Source organism: Pseudarthrobacter sp. C1 (assembly GCF_034720455.1).
Classification (GTDB): domain Bacteria; phylum Actinomycetota; class Actinomycetes; order Actinomycetales; family Micrococcaceae; genus Arthrobacter.
Map to the genome: position 1 here is coordinate 385,582 of NZ_JAYESK010000001.1, position 21,634 is coordinate 407,215.

A 21,634-nucleotide genomic window follows, 5' to 3' on the forward strand; every position below is an offset into this window, starting at 1 on the left:
GGGAGGCGGGTTCCGGGCGGCAGCAGCTTCACCGAAGCCGCCGCCCCGCCCCTACCGGTCCGTTTTGACCACCGTGAACAGCACCGCCGAGTCCTCCTCGGCCTCAAGGCTGTGCAGCCCATTCGGGACAATCAGGAGATCCCCGGCCTTGCCCTGCCAGGCTTCACCACCGGACTTCAGCCAGACCGATCCCCTGATCACGTAGACCGTGGCCTCGCCGGGATTCTGGTGCTCGCTCAGCTGCGTGCCGGCACGGAAGGCCATGACCGTCTGGCGCAGCTTTTTCTCATGTCCGCCGAACGCCGTGTCCGCCGCCCGCCCGCTGGGAGCCGCCACCGCTGCTTCGAGCTGCTGGCGGGCCAGGGCATCAATCGATATCTTCTGCATGCGGACACCGTACCCACCGCGGAGAGGCAGTGCCAGAGGCCAGCGTCCCGAGCTCCGCCTGAGGAAGCTCGTCCGCCAACTTGCCCTACAGCTTTGGGATGAGGACCGGGGTGTTTTTCTTGTAGGCCTCGTACTCGGGCTCGCCGCCCCATTTCCGGTCGGCCTTCTTCTCCAGCAGCGGGATGCCGCTGCCCTTGATCAGGAGCAGCGCCACGAAGAGCGGAGACAGCAGGGCCAGCCATTGCCAGCCCTGCAGTACCGGAACGGCGATCAGGAGCACGCCGGTCCAGAGCACAATCTCGCCGAAGTAGTTGGGGTGCCGGGACTTCGACCACAGGCCGGTGGAGATGAAGCGGCCCTTATTGGCCGGATCAGCCTTGAACCGGCCCTTCTGGTTGTCCGCCACAGCCTCGATGCCGAAGCCACCAGCCCACACCAGGAAGCCCGCCAGCGCCCACCCGTCGAGCGCCACCCGGGCGACGGATGTAATGGCAATCCAAGCAGCAGCCGCGGTGAGGACCACCCACAGCCCCTGCACTGTCCAGGTGTTCAGGAACCGGATGAACGATGGCTTGATCTCATCGAAGCGGTCATCCTTGCCGTGCTTGCTGACGCGGCGGAACAGGAAGCTCCCCAGCCTTACGGCCCACGCCACCACCATGCCCGCCAGCAGCAGCCCCCGCGCGTCCACACCCGGGGTCAGCACAACCAGGAGCACGGTGATGGAGATGTAGGTCAGGGCGCCGGTGAGGTCGTAGTACTTCTCGGTCTGCGCCTTGAACGCCGGGATAAAGGCCAGCCACTGGATAAGGAACGCCGCCGCCACGCCCAGCGCAAAGAGGGGGAACCCGCCCACGGTGGCACCACCCTGGCTGCCGGCGAAGGCGACAAGGGCCCCCACCAGCACCGCGACCACAAAAATGATGAGCGCCTTACGGTCCGAATCCTTCATCAGGGCATTCCTTTCCCAAGCCGGGACGGCAGCCACGCGGTCCCGGCGCACTCCGCTTCTTCAAACTGATTTGATTACAAGGTTATCTAATTACTATATAGACTAGCGAAGATGGGAGGAACCATGAGCACACCGTCCTACCATCCGGCCGCCGTCGCCCTCCAAGCTGTTCTGGCGCTGGCCAACGAGACCGAACGCGAAGTGGCGGACAGGTTGGGGCTCAACCTCACCGACTACCGCGCCCTCTCCACACTGTCCCAGTCCGGACCCATGACGGTGGGAAACCTCGCTGTGAAGCTGGGCGCCACGGCCGCCACCACCACCGCGATCGTCAGCCGGCTGCAAAGCCGCGGCTACGCGGAACGCCTCCGCGGCGAAGGGGACCGCCGCCATGTCCACGTCAGTGCCACCGCCGCCGCCTCCCGGGACATCATGAACCTGATGCGGCCCCTCATGGATGCCACCAACCGGCACCTCGAATCCCTGCCTGCCGCCCAGCAGGACGCCGTGGCCGGGTTCCTCCACACCGCCCGGCACCTCATGCAGAACCACCTGAATACCCTTTCGACAAAGGACACCGCTTGAGAGAGTTCTCCACCCCGCTGCTGGTTGAACCGTCCAGCCACCGGAACGCCACGGAGCTGCTGATGCAGCGGTTCAGGACGTCCCCGGACCATGTTGCCTTCGAGGTGCGGGCCCCGGAGGGTGCCATCACGGATCCGTGGCGCCAGGTGACCACGCGGCAGTTCGTCGAGGAGGTGCGCGCCCTGGCCAAGGGCCTCATCGCCGCCGGCCTGCAGCCCGGCGAGTCCCTCGCCATCATGTCGCCCACCCGGTATGAATGGGCAGTGGCGGACATGGCAGCGTGGTTCGCCGCCGCCGTCGTGGTCCCCGTCTATGAAACCTCCGCCCTGCCCCAGGTGGCCGCGGTCCTCGACGACGCCGCCGTGCGCCTGGCCGTCGCCGGCACCGCCGGGCACGCCCTCCTGTTGGAACAGGGCTTTGAACAGGCCGGGCGGACAAACCTGGGCGTCTGGACCATGGACGCACGTCCCGGCGCGGACCTTGCCGAGCTGAAACTGCGCGGCGCCGCCATCCCGGACAGCACCGTTGAGGAGCGGCGCCTGCTGCCGGACCTGAACGCGGTGGCCACCATCGTCTACACCTCCGGCACCACCGCCGCGCCCAAGGGCGCCCTGATCACCCACGGCAACTTCGTGGGCCAGGTGCTCAACGTGGGCGCCGCCTATACGGGCGTGGTCCGCGAAGGCGGCAACACCGTCATCTTCCTGCCCATGGCCCACGTGCTGGCCCGCGGCCTGCAGCTGATCTGCCTGGCCAACGGCATGCGCATCGCCCACCTGTCCGATCCCAAGGACGTGGTGCCCGCCCTCGGGGTCCTGAAGCCCACCTTCCTGGTGGTGGTCCCCCGCGTGCTGCAGAAAATCCAGGCGTCCGCTGCCGGCGCAGCGGCCCGGAAACGCCTTGGGCGGGTATGGGCTGCGGCGCAGCAGACCGCTGTGGAGTGGGGCCGGTTCGCTGAAGCGCACGACGCCGACCCGTCCTTGCGCGCCCCGTTCGGCCTGCGTGCGCGGCACGCAGTGTTCGACCGCGCGTTCTACGCCCGGCTCCGCGCTTTGATGGGTGGCCGTTTGGACTACCTGCTGTCCGGCGCCGCCGCACTGGACGCCGAGCTGTCCCTGTTCTTCCGTGGCCTTGGCCTGCCCGTCATCGAGGGCTACGGCCTCACGGAGACCACCGCGCCGCTGACCGGGAATATGCCGGACGCCATCGCCGCCGGCACGGTGGGCGTCCCGATGCCGGGAACCACCGTGCGCATCTCGGACCGCGGCGAGGTGCTGGCCCGCGGCGTGGGCGTGTTCGCCGGCTACCGCAGGCCGGCGGACAACCAGGATGCGTTCACGGACGGGTACTTCCACACAGGAGACCTCGGCGAGCTCGACGAGCTGGGACGGCTCACCCTCAAGGGCAGGATCAAGGACGTGATTGTCACCGCCGGCGGGAAGACCATCACCCCCGCCATCTGGGAAGGCTATGTGGAGGGCGATCCGCTGGTGGCCCACGCCGTCATGGTGGGCGAGGGCAAACCGTACCTGGGCGGGCTGGTGCTGCTGGACCCCGAGTCCGTCACGGCGTGGGCCGAGCGCGAGGGCATCGCCGATCTCGCCGGGCTGCGGATCCCGGACGACGGCGGTGCCGTCCGGATCGAGGACGCGCGCCTCCTCAGCACCGTCGGCAAAGCAGTCAGTGCCGCCAACGCCAAACTGGCCCGCTCCGAGCAGGTGCGCAAGTTCGTGCTGCTCCTGGCAGACCTCAGCGAGGCCAACGGAATGGTCACGCCCACCATGAAACTCAAACGCACCGCGTTCACCGAACGCGCCCGCCACATCGTGGAGAACCTCTACGCCGAGTCAAGGAGCCAGGCATGAACACCCGGACCAAGAGATGGCTGCTGTCCTACGCGGTCACCGCCGTGATCTTCGCTGTGCTGGACCTCGTCTGGATCAGCTTCGTGGCGAGCAACCTCTACCAAAGCCAGATCGGCCACCTGATTGCCCCCAGGCCCAACCCTGCCGGCGCCGTTGCCTTCTACCTCATCTTCGTGGCCGGCATGGTGCACTACGGCGTCCGGCCAAACGACGCACACGCAACGATGCGGCAGCGGGTCACGGGCGCGGCGCTGTTCGGCTTCTTCACCTACGCCACCTGGGCGCTGACCGCGTTCGCCGTGCTGAAGGACTTCCCCGCCGTCGTCGCCGTGACGGACATCCTTTGGGGCGCCGCGGCCTGCAGCCTGGTCACCTGGCTGACGGCCACCGTCCTGCGCAGGTTCCTCGCGAAGAACCGCGCGTCCTAGCCTGCGTTCGGCCGGGCAGTCCGCACTGTCATCAGGACCTGGACAGGCGGACTGCCGTCAGCTTGTATTCGGGACATCCGGTCACCTCGTCCTCCACCCTGGAGGTGAGGCTATTGACCGATGCGCCGGGGAAATGGAAGCCGGCGAACACCTGGCCCGGTTCCACCTCGTCCGTGATCCTGGCCTGAAGGACCGCCGTCCCGTGCCTGCTGCCCAGCCGGACCGGATCGCCGTCGTTCAGTCCCAGGGCGGCGGCATCCCCGGGCTCGATGTCCACCGTCTCGTCTGCGCTCAGGCGCAGGTTGCCGGTCCGCCGGGTCATACTTCCGGAGTTATAGTGCTCCCCCCTGCGCCCGGTGATCAGCAGGAACGGAAACTCGGCGTCGCATTGTTCGCCCGGGGGCAGGTAGTTCCTCGCTGCCAGGTGGGCCAACCCGTCCGGGGTAGCAAACCTCTCCTGGTACAACCGGGGGGTTCCCGCCGAGTCGGCGGACCCGCACGGCCAGTGCAGAGGCCCTTCGCGGTCCAGGCGGGGGTGCGAGATACCGCCAAACAGCGGCGCCACGGCAGCGCATTCGGCCATGGCTTCAGCCGGTGTGGCGCAGCCAAGGTCCGCGCCCATCCTGCCTGCAACCGCATGCAGCACCGCAAAGTCGGTGCGGACACCGGCCGGGGGCTCCACTGCCTGCCTTACCCGCTGGAAACGCCTGTCGAAGTTGACGAATGTGCCGTCCTTTTCCAGCCAGGCGGCCACGGGGAAGACGACGTCGGCCGCGGCGGCCGTCGCGGAGAGGAACAGGTCGTTGCAGATCACCAGCGGGCACGCCTCCAGGGCCGTCCGCACGGCCGTGCTGTCAGGGTCCGTGGTGAGAACGTCCTCGCCTATGACCCACAACGCCTGCAGCGACCCTGCCCGGGCGGCATCGAACATCTGCGGGATCCTGAGCCCTGGCAGGGGCGGCACATCGACCCGCCAGGTCCCGGCGCACCGGGCCCTGGCCGCAGGGTCCAGGACCTTCTGGTAACCCGGCAGCAGGTCCGGCAGGGCGCCCATGTCGGACGCGCCCTGAACGTTGTTCTGGCCGCGCAGCGGGTTCACCCCTCCTCCTGCACCCGGGCCCACGGCGCCCCGCAGGAGGGCAAGGTTGGACAGCGTCCGGACACCGTCCGTGCCGTGGAGGTGTTCCGTCACGCCCAGGCCGTAAAAGATGGCCGGCGCCAGCGCCTGCCCGTACAAAAGGGCCGCCTGCACGAGGTCGTCCGCCGGGACACCGGAAATCGCGGCCACCCGCTCCGGCGGGTAGTCTTCCAACAGCCCAAACAGTTCCTCGTAGCCGGTGGTGTGGAGGTCCAGGAAGGCGGTGTCCACCAGGCCCTCCCTGACCAGGACGTGCGCGAGGCCGTTGAACACGGCCACATTGGTCCCCGGCCTGGGCCTGAGGTGGACGTCGGCGTACCGGGCCAGCGAGGTACGCCGCGGATCCACCACCACCAGGCGGGCGCCGTCCATGCCGCGCTGGAAGATGCGGGACCCCACCACCGGGTGGGCCGCCGTCGGGTTCGCCCCCACCAGGAGGACCGCATCGCACCGCTCCAAATCGTCGAACGGGTTCGTCCCGCCGCCCAGCCCGAACGTAGCGGCCAGGCCGGCCGCGGAAGGGGCATGGCAGAGCCGGGAACAGTTGTCCACGTTGTTGGTCCCCATGACGGTCCGGGCGAATTTCTGGGCCAGGTAGTTCTCCTCGTTGGTGGCCCGGGCAGAGGAAATCAGGGCAAATCCGTCTGGTTGTCCGTCCCGGATGCTGCCGAGGCGTGCCGCCACGAACCCGACTGCCTCTGTCCAGGTTGCCGGGGTCAGCGTTCCGTTACGGCGGATCAGCGGGGTGGTGAGCCGGTCTGCGGAACCGAGGAAGCCGTGGGCAAACCGCCCTTTGACGCAGGCGTGGCCGCGATTGACCGAGCCGTCCCCGGCGGGCTTGACGGTCATGATGGTGTTGCCGCGCGTCGAGACTTCCAGGCTGCAGCCCACGCCGCAGTAGCCGCAGGTGGTCAGGGTCTGCCGCTCAAGCGGCAACAGATTGAGCAGCCCCGGTTCGGACAGGGCTCCGGTGGGGCAGGTGTCCACGCACGCCCCGCAGGAGACGCAATCGGATTCCGCCCAGGGACCGCCTGTACCCGGCGCCACCACGGTTCCGGCCCCGCGGCCAACGAGCGTCAGCGCGAACGTACCCTGGATTTCTGCACAGGCACGGACGCACCGGCCGCAGGCAATGCAGAGATCACGGTCAAGCTTGACGTAGGGGTGCGAATGGTCGACGCCCCGCTCCGGCGGCAGGACAACTCCGGACGGAGCAGCCACCCCGTACTCGGCGCATTGGCGGACCAGTTCGCTGCGGTCGGCTGGAATGTCCAGCGCCCGGGGAGGCAACCCGGCGACGATAGCCTGCAGCGCAGCACGCCGGACTTCGCGGGAGGCCTCGACGTCAATGCGCAGGCCGTCCTCGGCCGGGGTGCTGCAGGCGGCGGCCAGACCCCTGCCGTTGACGTCCACCAGGCACGTCCGGCAGGACGCCACCGTGCTGAGCCGGTCGTCGTGGCACAAAGCGGGGAGGGCGAGGCCCGCCGCACGCACCGCCTCAAGCAGGGTGGCTCCGGACGGCACCTCGACGGCCGTGCCATCAATGAACAGTTTCACTCCGGCCACCCGGCAAGTCCGTAGACGCGGGCGAGGCTCCGTACCGCGGCCGGCACGCGGCGGCCGAAGGCGCACAGGCTGCCCGCCGCCATGGTGCCCAGCACTTCGCGGCGCTCATGTTCTACTGCAGGACCATCCGGCAGCGCCGCGAGGGCACGGCCGCGCCAGGCCCCCACCCGGCAGGGCGAGCACTGCCCGCAACTCTCCTCCGCGGCGAACTGCCACAGGTTCTCCAGCACCTGCCCGCCAGTGACCCTGTCATCAAAGGCGACGATTCCCGCGTGGCCCAGCGCGGCCCCGCGCGTGGCCAGGGCCGTGTTACTCAGCGGCAGGTCAAGGTCCCCTGGGCCCAGGAAGCCTCCCAGCGGTCCCCCGATCTGCAGGGCGCGCAGTATCCGGCCATCGCGCAGCCCGCCCCCGAGAACCTCCACGATCCGCCGCACCGGCGTGCCGATCTCCACCTCATATGCGCCGGGCCGGAGGAAACGCTCGGACAGGCAAGCGAGCACGGTGCCGGACTCATCCGCAGTCCCCAGCGCGGCGTAGGCGGCTCCGCCGTGCTGCACGATCCACGGGACCGCACTCAAGGTTTCAACGTTGTTGACCACAGTGGGGCGGCCGCCGAGTCCGCGCGCGGTGGGAAACGGCGGCCGCGGACGTACGGTCCCGCGCAGGCCTTCGAGCCCGTTGAGCAGCGCCGTCTCCTCCCCCGAGACGTAGGACCCGGCGCCTTCAGCCACGTGGAACTCCAGGCTGGACCCGCTGCCCGCCGCATCCGGGCCGAGAAGTCCTGCGCTGCGCGCTTCAGCCACTGCCTCCCGCAGCCGGGCGGCAGCGTGCGGGTACTCGGAACGGACAAACACGATTCCCGTGGCGGCGCCGACGGCGAAGCACGCCAAGGCGAGGCCCTCAAGCACCCGGTGCGGATCCTGTTCCATCAGGAGGCGGTCGGCGTAGGAACCCGGATCGCCCTCGTCCCCGTTGGCCACCACCACTCGCGGCGCAGGGTGCTCAAGCGCTGCCCGCCATTTCGCGGCGGCGCGGAATCCGGCTCCGCCCCGGCCCCGAAGCTGCGCGGCGTCGACCTCGGCCAGGACATCGCCGGGTGCTGCTGCGGCGGCGACGCCCGGCCAGACGGACCAGGGCGGCGATGCTCCGAGCAGTCCCGCGGTCACCACAGGGACCCGGGCATCGCTGCCCACCGGAATGGGTGGGGCCTCCGGCGGCACCGACCCACGCAACTGCGCTGCCAGCCCGGGCCCCGCATGCGGGACCACGCCATCCAGGGCTGCGGGACCGGAGAAGCAGTAGCCCAGGCAGCGCACTGCCTGAAGCGAGACGGATCCATCCCCGCTGCAGGTGCCGCTCTGCACCCCGAGCGCCTCTTCCACCTCGGAAACGTGCGTGCCGCCGGTGGCAGCGAAACAGGCCGCCGCAGTGCAGACCCGCACATGCCGGGACCCGCGGGGAGCTGCGAAATCGGCGAAGAAGGATGCCGGCCCCTCGACCGCTGCCGCAGGCAGGTTGAGCGTCCGGGCTATGTCCCTGGGGGTGCTGCCGGAGTTCCGGAGGGCGTCCGGGACTTCATTCACTGGCCGGCCGAAACGGGTGGCGTACCGGCGGAACGGATCGTCATTGTTCCGGTCCCTCCGGCCATCCATTGCTGCGCCCGGGCGCGCGGGGCTGGGCTCCTGCATGTCTCCAACCATGGCCGCTCCGGCCTGGGCGGGGAAAGGGCCGAAAGTCCCTCGGGGAGGAGTTCAGCTGGCGGGACTTTCCCCACGGTTCCGCCTGGCAGGACGCCCTGCGCCGCTACGGCCGGAAGCGTAACCCGCACGGCACCATTCGATAGTGTCTGAGCATGGACGTGGATACGCTGCTCAATTTCCTGTTGGTCCTTTTCTTCGTGCTGCTGGGCGGGGTGTTCGCGGGGACGGAAATGGCGCTGGTGTCCCTCCGCGAGAGCCAGGTGCGCCGGATGGAGAAATCGGGGAAGCGCGGGGCCCGGATCGCTGCCCTGGCCGGCAACCCCAATCGTTTCCTCTCCACCGTGCAGATCGGCGTGACCCTGTCCGGCTTCTTCTCGGCCGCCTACGGCGCGTCCACCATCGCGCCCGACGTCGAGCCCCTCCTCGAGGGAATCGGGTTCGGCGCCGCGGCCGAACCTGCTGCGTTCATCGGCATGACGCTGCTGGTGGCCTACCTGTCCCTGGTGCTCGGCGAACTGGTGCCCAAGCGCCTGGCGATGCAAAGCGCCGTCGGCTTCACCAAGGTCCTTGCCCCGCCGCTGGGGGTCCTCTCCGAGGTCATGCGCCCCGCCGTCTGGCTCCTGTCCGTCTCCACGGACGCCGTGGTCCGGCTCTTCGGCGGCGATCCGCACGCCAGGCAGGAGAGCGTCAGCTCCGAAGAACTCTGGGACATGGTGGCCGAGAGCGAGGAACTGGAGGAACACAGCCGGAGCATCCTCAGCGACGTCTTCGGGGCCGGGGACCGCTCGCTGCAGGAAGTGATGCGGCCGCGCACCGACGTGACTTTCATCGACGGCAACCTCACCATCGCGGCCGTGCGCAGCATGGTCCGGGACGGCCCGTTTTCACGGTATCCGGTCATCGACCGAACGCCCGACGACGTCCTGGGCTTCATCCACGTCCGTGACCTCATGCCCCGGGACGGGAAGTACGACGACGGGCTGGTGCGTGACATCGTGCGGGAGATCCTTCCGCTGCCCGGCACCAACAAGGTGCTGCCCTCACTGTCGCGGATGCGCAGGCTGGGCCAGCACATCGCGCTGGTGGTGGACGAATACGGCGGCACGGACGGCATCGTCACCCTGGAGGACCTGGTGGAGGAACTCGTGGGCGAGATCTACGACGAGTACGACACCGGGGCCGAACCCGAGGACCGCGTCACCAGGACCAACGGGGCGGTGGACGTGGACGGCGGGCTGATCCTGCAGGAGTTCGAATCGGCCGCCGGCATCGAACTGCCGGAAGGGCACTACGAGACGGTGGCCGGGTTCGTCATTGACCGGCTGGGCCGCCTCCCCCGCGTCGGCGACAAGGTGGAGGTGGCCGGCCACGTGCTGACCGTGACGGCGATGGACCGGCTCCGCATCTCCCGCATCCGCGTCACTCCCGCCGGTGGGTAGCCGGGCGTAGACTGGAGCCGCCACGGACGGTGCGCGGAAGCATTGTCAGTAGTATTTCCGGCTGTCGTGCTGGGGCGGTCGGTCCCCGGAGTCCAGGTGCCCGGTCCACGTTTGGGTCCGGTGATCGTACTTTCCGCATCGCGTGCACCGCCGGCGGAAGGTCCCCTTGGGTTCCTCTTCAAGTAACCAGTGATGTCCCAGGTTCAGCTTGCAGAGCAGTTTCGTAAGCATGATGAAATCCATCTCAAAAGGCACGGTAGGAACCGGGCCGGAACCACCGGAGCCGGCTAAATTCTACGCGCCTGGGGACGGCGCATCCACTGTAATTTCATTGGCAGCACCGCCTCACGCCGCCAGCCGGCCACCACCGGGACCTCCAGGCGTTCCTTTGCGTGGTCCCGGTGGCATAAGGCCCGGCCTCATGCCGTAAGGTCCCTGCGGCGGAGGGAGAAGGCCGCCAGTCCAGTCCCAAGCGCGGCAACGGCAACCAGGCCCAGCGCCCCGGCCTGGTTGAAGGGCTCCACCGGCATGGCAGAGGAGTGCCGGAACGGGCTGGCATCCTGCAGCCACAGCGGCAGGCCGAACAGCTCCCCGAACTCTCCCAGGACAAGCCCCGCTGCCAGCCACCCCCACCCCAGGAGGATGCTGAGCCGGGGCGCCAACGCGACGGCCGCCGCGGCGGTTGCCAGGAACACCAGAGCCGCGGGAACGTAAGCCAGGGCCGCAGGAACCAGCGACCACGCCGGACCGCCGGCGGCACCTGACATGCCAAGGCCGACGGCGGCAGCGGCGCCTGCCGTGGCGGTGACGCCGGTTGCGGAGGCCGCAGCGATCAGCACGTTCGCGCCGAGCCAGCGGGTCCGGGAGGCCGGCGTGGCCAGCAGCAGTTCAGCCCTGCCCTCGGACTCCTCAGCCCGCATCCTGAGCACTGCCTGGATGCCTGCAGCCGCTGCGAACACTCCGGCGATGCCCAACAGGGCGGTCACGAACACGTCGATGAGCCCGGCCCGGCCGCCCGGGACAAGCCGGTCAATGAGTTCCTTGATGGGAGCCATGCCGGACACGGTCTCGGATACCAGGGGGCCAAGGGCCCCTGCAACGGCACCCAGGGCCGCCGCACCGACGCACCAGCCGGCCAGCGTAGAACGCTGCAGGCGCCAGGCCAGGCCAACAAATGATGTGCCTCCCACACCCGCACGCTCCCTGCCGTTGCGCTGGATCAGCAGGCTGGCGCCCACGTCCCGCCGTTGCCGAATCACCAAGGCGACAGTTCCCAGGGCCACGGCGGCAGCGAGCGGCACCAGCAACATGGACGGATCCGGGCTCGTGAACGGCCGCGAGCGCTGGCCCCAGCCGATGGGCGACAGCAGCGACGGCCAGGCACTTGACACGTGGAGCAGTCCACAGCCGGCGTCCCCAGTGCGTCGCCCAGGCCGCGCAGCAGGTACGCCGCACCCACCAGGCCCGCCGCGGCACCGTTCGCGCTCCTGCCCGAGGGCAGCACTTGGGCGGCCACGGCGGCGAGGCCCACAAAGCAGGCACCGACTGTTCCGACGGCGGCCCCGGCCCCCGCGGCGCCGCCTCCAGGCAGTCCGGCAGCGATGAATCCGGCGGCGACGAAGACAGCCAGCACCAGGTTCGCGACGGCGCCCAGCACAAGCGTTGCCATCAGGGACGCTGCCCGCGGGGCGGGGACGGACCCCAAGAGTTCAGCCCGTCCGAGTTCCTCGTCCGAACGGGTATGGCGCACCACCAGGAACGTGCTCATCAGGCTGGCCAGGACCGCGGTGAAGGCGTAGGCCGTGAAGAAAACCACCGGACCGGTGCCGGTCCCGTCAGGCAGGCCGCGGAGGAACAGGAACGCGGGATTCGATGCCGCCACAGTAAGGATGGCCGCCTGCGATGACTCAGCACCGAACTGCGTTGCCACGGCAGCCGAGGTGGCAACGCCGAGCAGCGAAATGCCCAGGATCCAGACCGGTAACGCCACCCTGTCCCGCCTGGCCTGGAACAGGACCAGCCGCAGCACGCCGTTCATTACCGCACCTCGCTGCTGCGGCCCTTGCCGGCGCTGTTTCCCCCGCTGTCGCCGTCGCTGTAGTGCCGCAGGAACAGGGATTCCAGGGACGGCGGCGCCACGGAGAGGCCGGTGACCCCCGGTTCCGCAATGGCCGCCAGCACGGCGCCCAGATCCGAGGAATCGGCGTCGAACTCCGCTGCGCCGTCACTGATGCTCAGCCCGTGAGCTCCGGGCACGGCAGCCAGCCGCACACCGTCGGACAGTCCCGTTACGCGGAAATGCGTACGCTGCAGGTGCCTGAGTTCGCCCAGGGTGCCCGTTTCCACGGCCACGCCGGACCGGATGATGGTCAACCGGTCACACAGCTGCTCCACCTCGCTGAGGATGTGGCTGGACAGCAGCACCGTGGCGCCGTCCCCTGTCACCCGTTCGATCTGGCGGCGAAACACGGCATCCATCACCGGGTCCAGGCCGGCGCTCGGCTCGTCCAGCAAGTACAACCGCGCCGGGCGGGCAAACGCTGCAATCAGGGCGACCTTCTGCCGGTTGCCCCTCGAATAGGTCCGGGCCTTCTTCCGGGGGTCGAACTCAAACTCCTCAACGAGCTCACGGCGCAGATTCTCGTCCGCGCCGCCGCGCAATCCGGTGAGCAGGTCAATGACTTCCCCGCCCGAAAGGTTCGGCCACAGGCTCACATCGCCCGGAACATAGGCGACGTCCCGGTGCACCGCCTCCGGATCGGCCCAGGGATCGAGCCCGAATACGCGAACCGAGCCTGCTGTGGGACGGATGAGCCCCAGCAGTATCCTCAGCGTGGTGGATTTGCCAGCCCCGTTGGGGCCGAGGAACCCGTGGACCTCCCCCGCTGCCACGCTCAGGTTGAGGCCGTCCAGTGCCTTGGTCCTGCCAAAGTGCTTCGCAAGACCGCGGGCTTCGATGACAGGTTGTGCTGTATCCATGAGCCGTCTGCTCCTCGGGTCCGTCACGCGAACGCCCAAGGCGGCGCCGGGGCGTTCCGAAGGCGTTTGCCTACGGGCCGACCAGGCTTCCCGGCTCTCCGTTCCTCAGCATACAAGCGTCCCGCCCCCCGGAGAAGACCGCCCGCGATCCCGCTTGCGGGCGTAGACTGGCGCCACCACTCGAGGCGGAGGCAAAGGCTATGAAAAGCATCCGGGAGCAGGCCTCCGACGTTGAACACCATGCCGAACTTGGACCCGGGGAGGACGAACGGTTCTCCGGCTACGGCGTGATGGGGCTGCCGTTCAGTTCCGGCCACGTCCTGGCCATGCGCCGATTCCCCGTCACCAGTGTTGGGCCCGGCTACCGGTCAGTCTGGCTGCGCCGGCCGTCCGGTTCCTGGACCATCTACGCCGACGCCCCGCCCCAGGTTTCCTGCGCCCGCTACTTCGGTGCTGCACTGGAATCGGCGGTCCAGTGCCCCATCGAGGTCGCCTGGACGGGCGATGCCGCCTTCAGCGTGCGCATCGCCGGAGACGTGGGCCTGGCGTGGGACGTGGAACTGGAATCCAGTCCCGTTACGCGCGCAATGACGGCGGCACTGACCGCACTGCCGGGCCAGGCTCTGGAGAACACATCAGTCCTGAAGGTCATGGGCGCCGCCTCAGGCCCGTTGCTGGGGGCGGGGCGGCTCGGCCTGACCGGCTCCGTTCCCAACCGCCAGGGTTTCCGCGCCAAACCCCGCCGGATGTGGTTTGTCTCCCGGAGCACTGCCGCACTTGCCGGGGAAGACCTCGGCGCCCCGCAACCCCTGCGCGTCCAGACCCGCCTGGGCGATTTCCTGATCCCCCAACGCGGCATTTTCCTGATCGGCGCGTCGTCCTTCGACCGGTTCGACCCCGCCCGGCATCTTCCGGACACGGCCCGGCAGTAGAGTCTCCACCGCGCAAGCACTTCTCCTCGGTACGGCCTCACGCCGCCAGCCTGGCCACCAGTTCGCCGCGGCTGCCCACGCCCACTTTCTCGTAGAGCGACTTCAGGTGGTCATGCACCGTGTGCGGGGAAATGAACAGGTGCCGGGCGATGTCCGCCGTCGGACTTCCGGACAGCACCTCCAGGCAGACCTCCCGCTCCCGCGCCGTGACGCCGTGCGCCGCGAGCAGCAGGGTGGCGACGTCGTGCGTGGTGGCTGGTTCCACGGTGACCACCATCTGCTGGGGGTCGTCCCCGGTGATCAGGCGGCTGGCCTGCAGCACCACCCAGCTGTTCCCGGCGTCCCGCATCCTGGCCCGGGCCGTCCCGGACCTCGAGGCGTGGGCCTGGGCCACCACTGAGTGCAGCGTCATCGTGAAGCGGCCCGGCGCGGCGTCCTCCACCTCAGCCAGCCAGGCTGCGGCGGCGGACGTGGCCGCGCGCAGCTCGCCGTGCAGCCCGGCCAGGACAATCACGGGCCCGACGGCGGCCGGCCCCGGCGGGTGCGCCGCTCGCACGGCGATCCGGGTAGCCGCCGCCAGCGTGGCGGTCACGGCCCCGAGGAATTCGACTTCGCGGTCAGTGAAATCATGTCCGCCGTCCCGAAAAATGCTGCCGACTCCCCAGCACGCCTCGTCCACACGGAAGGCGGCCCGCAGTTCGTGCTCCAGGCCCTGGGGCTTGAGCAGGTCGTTGATCCGGACACTCCGGACCACCTCGCGGTGCGGCGCATCGGACATCCGGGCGATGGGCCGCGGGCGGCGCAGCAGCTCGGCGAAGTTGTTCGGTTCGGTGCCGGTGTATTCGCTTTCGGCGAAGCGGGCCGAGTACTCCTCGTACTCCCGCACCCCAACCGGCCACGGCTTCCAGTTGGTAACAGAGGTCATCACGAGGGAATCGGGGTCCACGCCGGCCCAGCAACCCTGCTCGAACGGCACCGCCCGCTGCACGACGGCGAGCGCCGATTCATAAAGGTCGGCCAGGCTCATCCCGCCGGCGGCCAGGGCGGCGATCTCCCGCCGGGCACGCTCGGCACGCTCCTCCCACATAGGTCAAGTATCCGCCCGCCAGGTCGCGGCGCAATCCCCCAAAGTGGGGGTTCCCCAAGCTCCCCTGAACCCTCGGCGAGGGGATCGCGGCCGGTGGTGCCGGCGTCGTACTTTTTCCTCATGAACGCCGTATCCCAGCTGTTCGCGGTGCTGGCCGCGCTGATCTACATCGCGGTGTTCCCGCTGGAGAGCTTCCTGATGCACCGACCGGGGGCACAAAAGTTCCTGAGCACCCCGCCGCGGAACGTTCCGGCCGTGATGATGTGGGCCATCCCCACCGGGTTCCGCAACCTGGTGATCGGCCTGGGAGTCCTGGCCGGGGTGGCGGCTGTGAACATGGGCTACCCGGTGGTGGGCTACACCCTGGTGGTCTACTGCTGCCTGAACATGGTGCTGACCGCTCCGGCCATGTTCCTGGCGGACATGATGGGCCACTATCCGAAGAAGGGCGACAGTATCCCGGGAACCCTCGGCGCCACCGTGCCGGCCCTGATAGCCCTGGTTGCGCTGCCGTTCTGAAGCCGTTCGATCGGCAACAGCCTTCGGGCGCCAACAAATAGTTACATTGATTGGGAGGTCCACACATGGGACAGGCACGCGAAGTCACTGACCGCCTCACCGCGGCCATGGGATCAAAAGACAAAGAGGCGCTGGCGCGCTGTTACGCCGCCGACGCCGTGGCCTACACCCCGGACAAGGGGGAACTCCGCGGACGTGATGCCATCACCAGCCACCTCTTCGCCTACTGGGAGGCCATGGAGGACGTCCGGTACGAGCACACGGCCAAGTACGAGGCCGGGGACGTGGCGATCAATGAGGGCGTCGTCGTGGGAACCAACACCGGGCCGCTGCGCATGCCGTCCGGCGAAACCCTGCCGGCCACGGGCAGGAGGCTCCGGATCAGGAGCTGCGACGTCACAACGGTCAAGGACGGGGAAATCACCTCCCACCACTTCTACTTCGACCAGCTGGAGTTCCTGGGACAGCTCGGACTGATGCGCGAGCTCACCTCGCAGTGAAGGAGGACGGAGCTTAAAAGACGGAGGGGGGCGCCCAGCCGCCCCCCTCCGTGTTTTGTTCCGGGTTTACGGATCCGTGAAGATCCAGAGGCCACTGTCCCGGTCGCTGCCCAGGACGTAGGTCATGCCGTCCTCACCAACAAACGTTTCCACTCCCCAGAAGTCGTTTCCTGCCTCATCCAAGTAGCCGCCGACTTCCACCAGTTCGCAGGTGGTGTTGTCGGCAGGGTCGCTGCACTGGATCTGGATGGCCCGGAGGCCGCCGGAGTAGTACGAGAGGTAGGCCAGGGACGGATCCTGCGGGTCCACGGCTACCTCGTGAACACTGAGGTCCCCGTATTTGAGCGCGTAAGCGGGATCGTGGGCTTCGGGGATGGCGAACGTGTCCAGCTCCTGCAGGGTGGTTGCGTCCAGGAGGTGGACATAGCCCCAGCCGTCAAAGACGGACCCCACTTCAATGTCCGCCCCGACGGTGCCGATGGGAAGGGCTTCGGGGTAGGTCCACGGCGCATCCAGCGGTGCCAGCTCGAAGAGCCGGTGGAATGCCGCGTGGGTGGTGCAGACGGCAACGATCTCGTCCACGAAGGCGCCTGACCCGCAGAACGGCTCAGTTGTGGCAGCCTCACCCGTGTGGTGGTTGACGAAAAGCACGGCGTCCCAGCCCGCAAGGGCTGCTTGATGGGCCTTCTCCCCCGGGAAGCACGCTCCCTCCGGGGCACTGGGGTCACCGACCGGACCTCGTTGGAGCACCAGGGTGGTTTCCTCCCCGGGTGCCAGCGATTCCAGGTATCCCGGGATGCTCTCCGGGGTGGGAACGGCTGCTGAGCCGGGGCAGGCGTAGCCGCCATACACTACAGGACCATTCAGGGTCAGGTCCGGCAGGACGGCAGGTGCCTGGCCCCCGGAAACAATCACCGAGGGGTAAGTGCCCTGGTGGGCTCCGCTGGTGATCTTGAAATCGTCCGTGCGGTAGGGGGCGAAGTCCTCATCCGTACTGATGATGAACCGGTTGTCCGCCGTGAACTCCGCCTGGTGCGCGTTGCCCTCAGGGGTGAGGGACACCCCCAGGGATTCAAGGAGCTCGGGGTCCACTGCCGCGAATTCCGAGTCCCCAAGGAATACCGCGTTGGCGGGATCATCAACGTTCAGGAGAACGTATCCGCCGTCCCAATAGGAAAGCAGCATGATGAAATGGCCGTTGATTTCCTTGACCACCATGTCATGAAGGAAAGAATCGGTCAGCCCCAGGTCGGGCTGATTCACGTCAAAGGCATTCAGGTCGTATTCCGCGACCAGGCGCGGACGGTGCGGGTTGGTGATGTCAAGGATGTCCACGTCCGTGAACTCCTCATTGTCGGTCATCACCACATAGGCCTTGTCCCCTGCATCCCACGCAAAGGCGCTGTGGATCTCATTGGAATCACGGCTGCCCGGCGCGCGGTCACCGAAGTTCTCGGACAGCTTCTTCGGGTTGAGCGGGTCTGTCACATCAAAGAGCGAAACGCCGCCTTTGGCGTTCTTTCCGCAGGCCTCGTTGTTCACCACAAGGACTTCACCGGTGAAGCTTGGGGTGCTGATTTCGACGACCTGCAGGCCTTCGCCGGGGCGGGTGTCCTGGTGGGATGGGATGAACCCCACCTGTTTCGGTGCCGCTCCGGCCGTGCCCTGGTCTACGCCCGTGATGTCCACGATGTAGACGCCGGCATCCGGGCTGGTCTGTCCGCCCGTTTCCGGCCCCGCACAGTCAGGCTCGCCCCAGTTGGCGAGGAAGGCGGTGTTTCCGTCCGGCGAGACACTCACATCTGCGATCAGGTCAGGGGTGTTGGTCAGGCGGACCACATCCACCAGGTCAATCTTCCCGAATTCCCCGGTCCCGACGAGGTGCCCTTCGTCCATGCCGTGCTGGCCGTCCGGGTGGGCCGTGGCGCCCGAGAGACCGAACGTTGATAGCGCCAGGGTACTTAGTGCTGCAAAAACAACCAATCTACTGCGTTGTGGCATGCCTTGCCTCCAGCTGAATTTTTTCTTTGGCCCCCAATGGCGCTCAGCCTAAACCTGGAATTATTCCAATGTCTAGGGAATTTTCAGCTTTCTTTCAGGTTCATCAACTACAAGACCGGAAAGGCTGGTGCGAGTCGCCTACGGTCATGGCCATGAAAGCGCTGTCAACTGACACGATGGCAAACGAAAGCCGTGGATACCTCCAAGAACGAAGGTATCCACGGCATTCAGCACATTGAACTTGCGCGGTAGCGGCTACTCGCAGGCAACTCCGTTGGAATTGCGGTCCAGGGCCGCCCGGAAGCCAGGCTGGTTGGCATAGAGGGGCGCTGCGCTCGCCGCCCTAACGGCATCGCAGTTCTGGTAGTAGACAGACGACGGCGCCGGTGCAGCAGGTGCCGGAGCCGGTGCGGGCTTTGCAGCCTGCTGGGCAGCCTGTGCAGCTGCCGCGGCTTCAGCCGCCTTCTGTGCCGCGGCCTGTTCGGCGGCCAATTGTGCGGCGGTCTGGTCCGCTGCGGCCTTACCGGCCGCGGCCTTCTCTGCAGCCGCCTTTTCAGCAGCGGCTTTCTCAGCCGCAGCCTTCTCAGCTGCTGCCTTCTCCGCCGCCAGCTTTTCAAGGGACGTGACGCCGAGGTTAACGGTGGAGCCCTTGGGCGCACTTGAACCGTCCGCGGAGTCCTGGGAGGTCACCTGCCAGTTCTTCTTCAGGATGATCGACTTGCCGTCGATGGTGTCCACAGCCTCAACCTTGAGCCCGAGTCCTTCCAGCTGCTCGGTGGCCTTATCCAGGGGCAGGCCAATAACGCTCGGAACAGTGACTGCCTCTGCAACCGCCGCAACAGCCGTCGCGGTTTTTGCCGGCTGCACGGCCTCCTGCTTGCCGCCGCAACCGGTCAGCATTAATCCGGTCAGCACAACTAATGTCAGCGTCTGTTTCATTTTTCCCCCTAGGAAATGTTGGTGATGGTGATGCGGAAAGATCGGGGATGCGGGCGGGTCAGCCCTCGCAGGCTACGCCGTCGGAATCTCGGTCCAGCCCGGCCCGGTAGCCCGCCTGCCCGGCGAAGAGCGGTGCTGCACCGGCAGCCCTGGCCGCGGCACAGTTGGCGTAGTAAGCGGCCGCGGGCGCCGGAGCGGCAGGGGCGGGCACCACAGGCGGGGCCGGAGCAGGTGCCGGCGCAACCGGGGCCGGAGCAATAGGGGCCGGCGGCGCCACAGCAGGTGCGGGCGCCGGAGTGGCAGGTGCCTCCTGGTTTGTGGGCGCCAACTGGCCCGGGCAGTCGGCCAGGATCCTGGCCATCGCGTCGTGCTCGGCCTTGGTGACCCACAGGCTATAGGTAGCCTTCACTGAAATCTGCCGGGAGACGTATTCGCAGCGGAAGCCCTTGTTCGGCGGCAGCCAGGTGGCCGCGTCGCCGTCGCCCTTTTTCATGTTGGTGGGGCCGTCCGTGGACTGGAGGTTCAGCGGATCGTTGGCGAAGGCGGTCCGCTGTTCAGTGGTGAGCTGCTGGGCGCCCTTCTGCCACGCATCGCTGAGCGCAACAACATGGTCGATCTGCACCTTGCTGCTGGTCCCGCTCCCCCGCAGGAAACTGATGGTGGTGCCCGTGTACGGGTCCACCAGCGTCCCCGACTGCACCTTGCAGGGCACGCTGTTGGTGTAGGTGAGGCCCGTGAGGTCCCGCTTGAGCATGTCATTGCGGGTGTCGCAGCCGTTGCGGTCAACGTCCAGCCACGCCTGCCCGAACAGCGCCCGGTCATACCCCGTTTTGGGCGCCCGGCCCTTGATGGGAAGGGTAGCCAACAGGTCGATCGCCCTGGTGGCGAACGCGGGCTGCGTCCTTGGAGCCGCCACGGCCGCGGCCTGCGGCATCAGGTCCGTGGTTTCGGGATCAAGCGGTGCGCCCGTTTCCTGGACGGACGACGGCGCCGGCGTTGCTTTGGCGGTTGCGCCCGCCGCAGCGGCGGCTGGCGAAGTTGTGGTTTCCGGCGAGGCGGCCTTCAGGCCGGCAGGGCCCGCGCAGCCGACGAGGACCGGAAGGACCAGCAGGGCGCTGATCCCAGCGACGGTGAAGGTGAAGGCGCGTGGCGGCAATGTTTCCCCATTAAATAAAGGCCCGGCAATAAGCCGGGCCTTTTGCTTAGCCAAAACTGGTTATGGAAAGAACCTATTTCCCCGAACCGCAGAGGACGCCGAAACTGGGGAGAACCTGCGTTAACTTTGATCAAGGCTTGATGGTTGTTGCGGCACGGAGGATTCGGGGCGTAACAATCGCTGCGTCGTGCGGCCAACCTGGTGATGAACAGGCAGGGCTCAGCCCGCGCGGGCACCGTGCTCACGCGGGCTTGTGGCTGCTGCTATGCGCGCTGGGCGATATTGAGGATGTTCCCCTCGCTGTCGAGGAACCACGCGCCCTTCCCAAATGAGTCAGTGGCAACGCCGTTCTCTGTCTTCAGTCCGGGGAAGTCATAGTCTTCAAAGACAACGCCGCGGCCCCGCAACTCCTCCATGTCGCGCTCGAGGTTGTCCGTCTCCCACCCCATCTGGGTGTTCTTGGCCGTGCCCGCATTTTCCGTCTGGTACACAAGGAAGCTTGTTCCCTTGCCGCAGCGGTACACCAGGTTGTCCTCCACTGTCTCGGAAGGCTCCAGCCCCAGCTTGTCCCGATAGAAATCCTTGGCCCTGTTAATGTCCTTTGCGGGAAGGACAGCCATGATTGCCGAATCTTTGAGCATGGTGATTTCCTTTGTGCATTCTTGTATTGGCGGCGGTTGCTCTCCCCCGGGCGCGGACCCGAACCACCAAGTCCGGGAACGCAGGGCCGCCCGTCGCGCCTGTTTCCGGGGCGGCCACCTGGGACTCTGCGTGCCCCGCCAGCCGTCATTGGCGCGAGGGTCCCCGAAGCCTATGTGGCCATTATGGAACCGAAATGTGCCTACGGAAATAGGGGATTGCTACTGCCCCCGCACCTGTTTCAGGCCCTTGGTGTATGCGGCCTGTCCCACGTGCTGGAGGCAGTCCGCCAGGGTGCTCACCAACCGCACGCCAAGGGTGACGGGCGGGTCCCACCGGGTATCCACGACGCGGTCAAGGTCCCGGTCCCCGAGGTCCTGAAGGAACTCCACGGTCCGCCGGTGGACGGCGTCGTAGTACTCCAGCAGCAGTTCCGGCTCAGCCTGCACCGAATCCACCTGCTCCGTGGAATGGCCGTAGCCGGTGTCGCGGGGGTCCAGCGGAAGGTTGAAGCGGCCCACGAAGTCCTGGGCGGTCCAGGCCTGTTCGCGGCCGGCGACGTCCGCCACCTGCGCGTCCTCCACGCGGCTGAGGTGCCAAATCAGCCAGGCAATCGAGTTGCCGGTGCCGGCCGGCCGCCAGGCAAGCGTCCCGCCGTCGAGCCCTTCAAGGATGGCCTCCACGTTCTCGCGGATCCGGCCGAAGGCGTCCAGCAGCAGTTCGTTGGTTTTCACAGGTCCCTCCCGGTATGTGTCCCCTAGACGCTAGCTTCGCACGTGCCGTTCACCATGCGTTAGGCACCCCGATGCCCGGGCTTCCTAC

At 67.6% G+C, this 21,634-nt stretch carries 21 protein-coding genes; 7 read left to right on the forward strand and 14 right to left on the reverse strand.

Annotation, left to right across the window (positions count from 1 at the left end; translation table 11 throughout):
* Positions 1-51: 51 nt before the first annotated feature.
* Positions 52-387: a cupin domain-containing protein gene (locus tag U7114_RS01660; RefSeq protein ID WP_157238926.1), complete on the reverse strand. Its 336-nt coding sequence runs from the start codon at positions 385-387 to the stop codon at positions 52-54.
* Positions 388-472: 85 nt separating this feature from the next.
* On the reverse strand, positions 473-1,339 hold the full coding sequence (locus tag U7114_RS01665; RefSeq protein ID WP_323056392.1) for a DUF1295 domain-containing protein: 867 nt from the start codon (positions 1,337-1,339) through the stop codon (positions 473-475).
* A gap of 123 nt (positions 1,340-1,462) precedes the next feature.
* Between U7114_RS01665 and U7114_RS01670 the strand changes: the two genes are divergently transcribed.
* From U7114_RS01670 to U7114_RS01680, 3 genes are read left to right on the forward strand one after another with little or no spacing between them, the layout of a single operon-like run.
* Positions 1,463-1,924 (forward strand): MarR family winged helix-turn-helix transcriptional regulator, encoded by a 462-nt coding sequence (locus U7114_RS01670; protein ID WP_323056393.1) that lies wholly within the window; start codon positions 1,463-1,465, stop codon positions 1,922-1,924.
* Positions 1,921-3,789 (forward strand): AMP-dependent synthetase/ligase, encoded by a 1,869-nt coding sequence (locus U7114_RS01675; RefSeq protein ID WP_416235533.1) that lies wholly within the window; start codon positions 1,921-1,923, stop codon positions 3,787-3,789. The genes U7114_RS01670 and U7114_RS01675 overlap by 4 nt, the downstream gene beginning before the upstream one ends.
* A complete protein-coding gene (locus tag U7114_RS01680) occupies positions 3,786-4,217 on the forward strand; it encodes a DUF2177 family protein (protein ID WP_323056394.1) in 432 nt (143 codons plus the stop codon). Before U7114_RS01675 ends, U7114_RS01680 begins: the two co-directional genes overlap by 4 nt.
* Before the next feature lie 31 nt (positions 4,218-4,248).
* Here U7114_RS01680 and fdhF read toward each other — a convergent pair whose 3' ends face one another.
* Both fdhF and U7114_RS01690 read right to left on the reverse strand, forming a co-directional pair.
* Positions 4,249-6,912: a formate dehydrogenase subunit alpha gene (fdhF, locus tag U7114_RS01685; protein ID WP_323056395.1), complete on the reverse strand. Its 2,664-nt coding sequence runs from the start codon at positions 6,910-6,912 to the stop codon at positions 4,249-4,251.
* Positions 6,909-8,609, reverse strand: a complete 1,701-nt coding sequence (locus tag U7114_RS01690) for an NAD(P)H-dependent oxidoreductase subunit E (protein WP_323056396.1) — start codon at positions 8,607-8,609, stop codon at positions 6,909-6,911. The genes fdhF and U7114_RS01690 overlap by 4 nt, the downstream gene beginning before the upstream one ends.
* Positions 8,610-8,773: 164 nt before the next feature.
* On the opposite strand from U7114_RS01690, the gene U7114_RS01695 reads away from it, so the two are divergent.
* Complete coding sequence (locus U7114_RS01695) at positions 8,774-10,060, forward strand: hemolysin family protein (protein WP_323056397.1); 1,287 nt, start codon at positions 8,774-8,776, stop codon at positions 10,058-10,060.
* A gap of 45 nt (positions 10,061-10,105) precedes the next feature.
* Here the strand turns inward: U7114_RS01695 and U7114_RS01700 are convergent, their stop codons facing one another.
* The 4 genes from U7114_RS01700 to U7114_RS01715 all read right to left on the reverse strand — a co-directional run bounded on the left by U7114_RS01700 (position 10,106) and on the right by U7114_RS01715 (position 13,039).
* On the reverse strand, positions 10,106-10,303 hold the full coding sequence (locus tag U7114_RS01700; protein ID WP_323056398.1) for a DUF1660 family phage protein: 198 nt from the start codon (positions 10,301-10,303) through the stop codon (positions 10,106-10,108).
* 176 nt (positions 10,304-10,479) lie between these two features.
* A complete protein-coding gene (locus tag U7114_RS01705) occupies positions 10,480-11,370 on the reverse strand; it encodes an ABC transporter permease subunit (RefSeq protein ID WP_323056399.1) in 891 nt (296 codons plus the stop codon).
* Entirely contained in the window at positions 11,316-12,098 is a 783-nt protein-coding gene (locus U7114_RS01710; protein ID WP_323056400.1) for a hypothetical protein, read from the reverse strand. The genes U7114_RS01705 and U7114_RS01710 overlap by 55 nt, the downstream gene beginning before the upstream one ends.
* Positions 12,098-13,039: an ABC transporter ATP-binding protein gene (locus U7114_RS01715; protein WP_323056401.1), complete on the reverse strand. Its 942-nt coding sequence runs from the start codon at positions 13,037-13,039 to the stop codon at positions 12,098-12,100. The genes U7114_RS01710 and U7114_RS01715 overlap by 1 nt, the downstream gene beginning before the upstream one ends.
* Positions 13,040-13,239: 200 nt before the next feature.
* On the opposite strand from U7114_RS01715, the gene U7114_RS01720 reads away from it, so the two are divergent.
* Entirely contained in the window at positions 13,240-13,971 is a 732-nt protein-coding gene (locus U7114_RS01720) for a hypothetical protein (protein WP_323056402.1), read from the forward strand.
* A gap of 37 nt (positions 13,972-14,008) precedes the next feature.
* Here the strand turns inward: U7114_RS01720 and U7114_RS01725 are convergent, their stop codons facing one another.
* A complete protein-coding gene (locus U7114_RS01725) occupies positions 14,009-15,058 on the reverse strand; it encodes a helix-turn-helix transcriptional regulator (protein WP_323056403.1) in 1,050 nt (349 codons plus the stop codon).
* A gap of 120 nt (positions 15,059-15,178) precedes the next feature.
* Here U7114_RS01725 and U7114_RS01730 point away from each other — a divergent pair, with 120 nt between their 5' ends.
* Positions 15,179-15,577, forward strand: coding sequence for a DUF1304 domain-containing protein (locus U7114_RS01730; RefSeq protein ID WP_323056404.1), 399 nt, complete (start codon positions 15,179-15,181; stop codon positions 15,575-15,577).
* Between the two features lie 65 nt (positions 15,578-15,642).
* A complete protein-coding gene (locus U7114_RS01735) occupies positions 15,643-16,077 on the forward strand; it encodes a nuclear transport factor 2 family protein (RefSeq protein WP_323056405.1) in 435 nt (144 codons plus the stop codon).
* Between the two features lie 66 nt (positions 16,078-16,143).
* Here U7114_RS01735 and U7114_RS01740 read toward each other — a convergent pair whose 3' ends face one another.
* The 5 genes from U7114_RS01740 to U7114_RS01760 form a co-directional block, all read right to left on the reverse strand.
* Entirely contained in the window at positions 16,144-18,078 is a 1,935-nt protein-coding gene (locus U7114_RS01740; RefSeq protein WP_323056406.1) for a hypothetical protein, read from the reverse strand.
* 255 nt (positions 18,079-18,333) lie between these two features.
* Positions 18,334-19,017, reverse strand: coding sequence for an excalibur calcium-binding domain-containing protein (locus tag U7114_RS01745; protein ID WP_323056407.1), 684 nt, complete (start codon positions 19,015-19,017; stop codon positions 18,334-18,336).
* 58 nt (positions 19,018-19,075) lie between these two features.
* Positions 19,076-20,173: a GmrSD restriction endonuclease domain-containing protein gene (locus tag U7114_RS01750; RefSeq protein ID WP_323056408.1), complete on the reverse strand. Its 1,098-nt coding sequence runs from the start codon at positions 20,171-20,173 to the stop codon at positions 19,076-19,078.
* A gap of 263 nt (positions 20,174-20,436) precedes the next feature.
* Positions 20,437-20,814 (reverse strand): VOC family protein, encoded by a 378-nt coding sequence (locus U7114_RS01755; RefSeq protein WP_157238940.1) that lies wholly within the window; start codon positions 20,812-20,814, stop codon positions 20,437-20,439.
* 219 nt (positions 20,815-21,033) lie between these two features.
* Positions 21,034-21,546 (reverse strand): mycothiol transferase, encoded by a 513-nt coding sequence (locus U7114_RS01760; protein WP_323056409.1) that lies wholly within the window; start codon positions 21,544-21,546, stop codon positions 21,034-21,036.
* Positions 21,547-21,634: the final 88 nt, after the last annotated feature.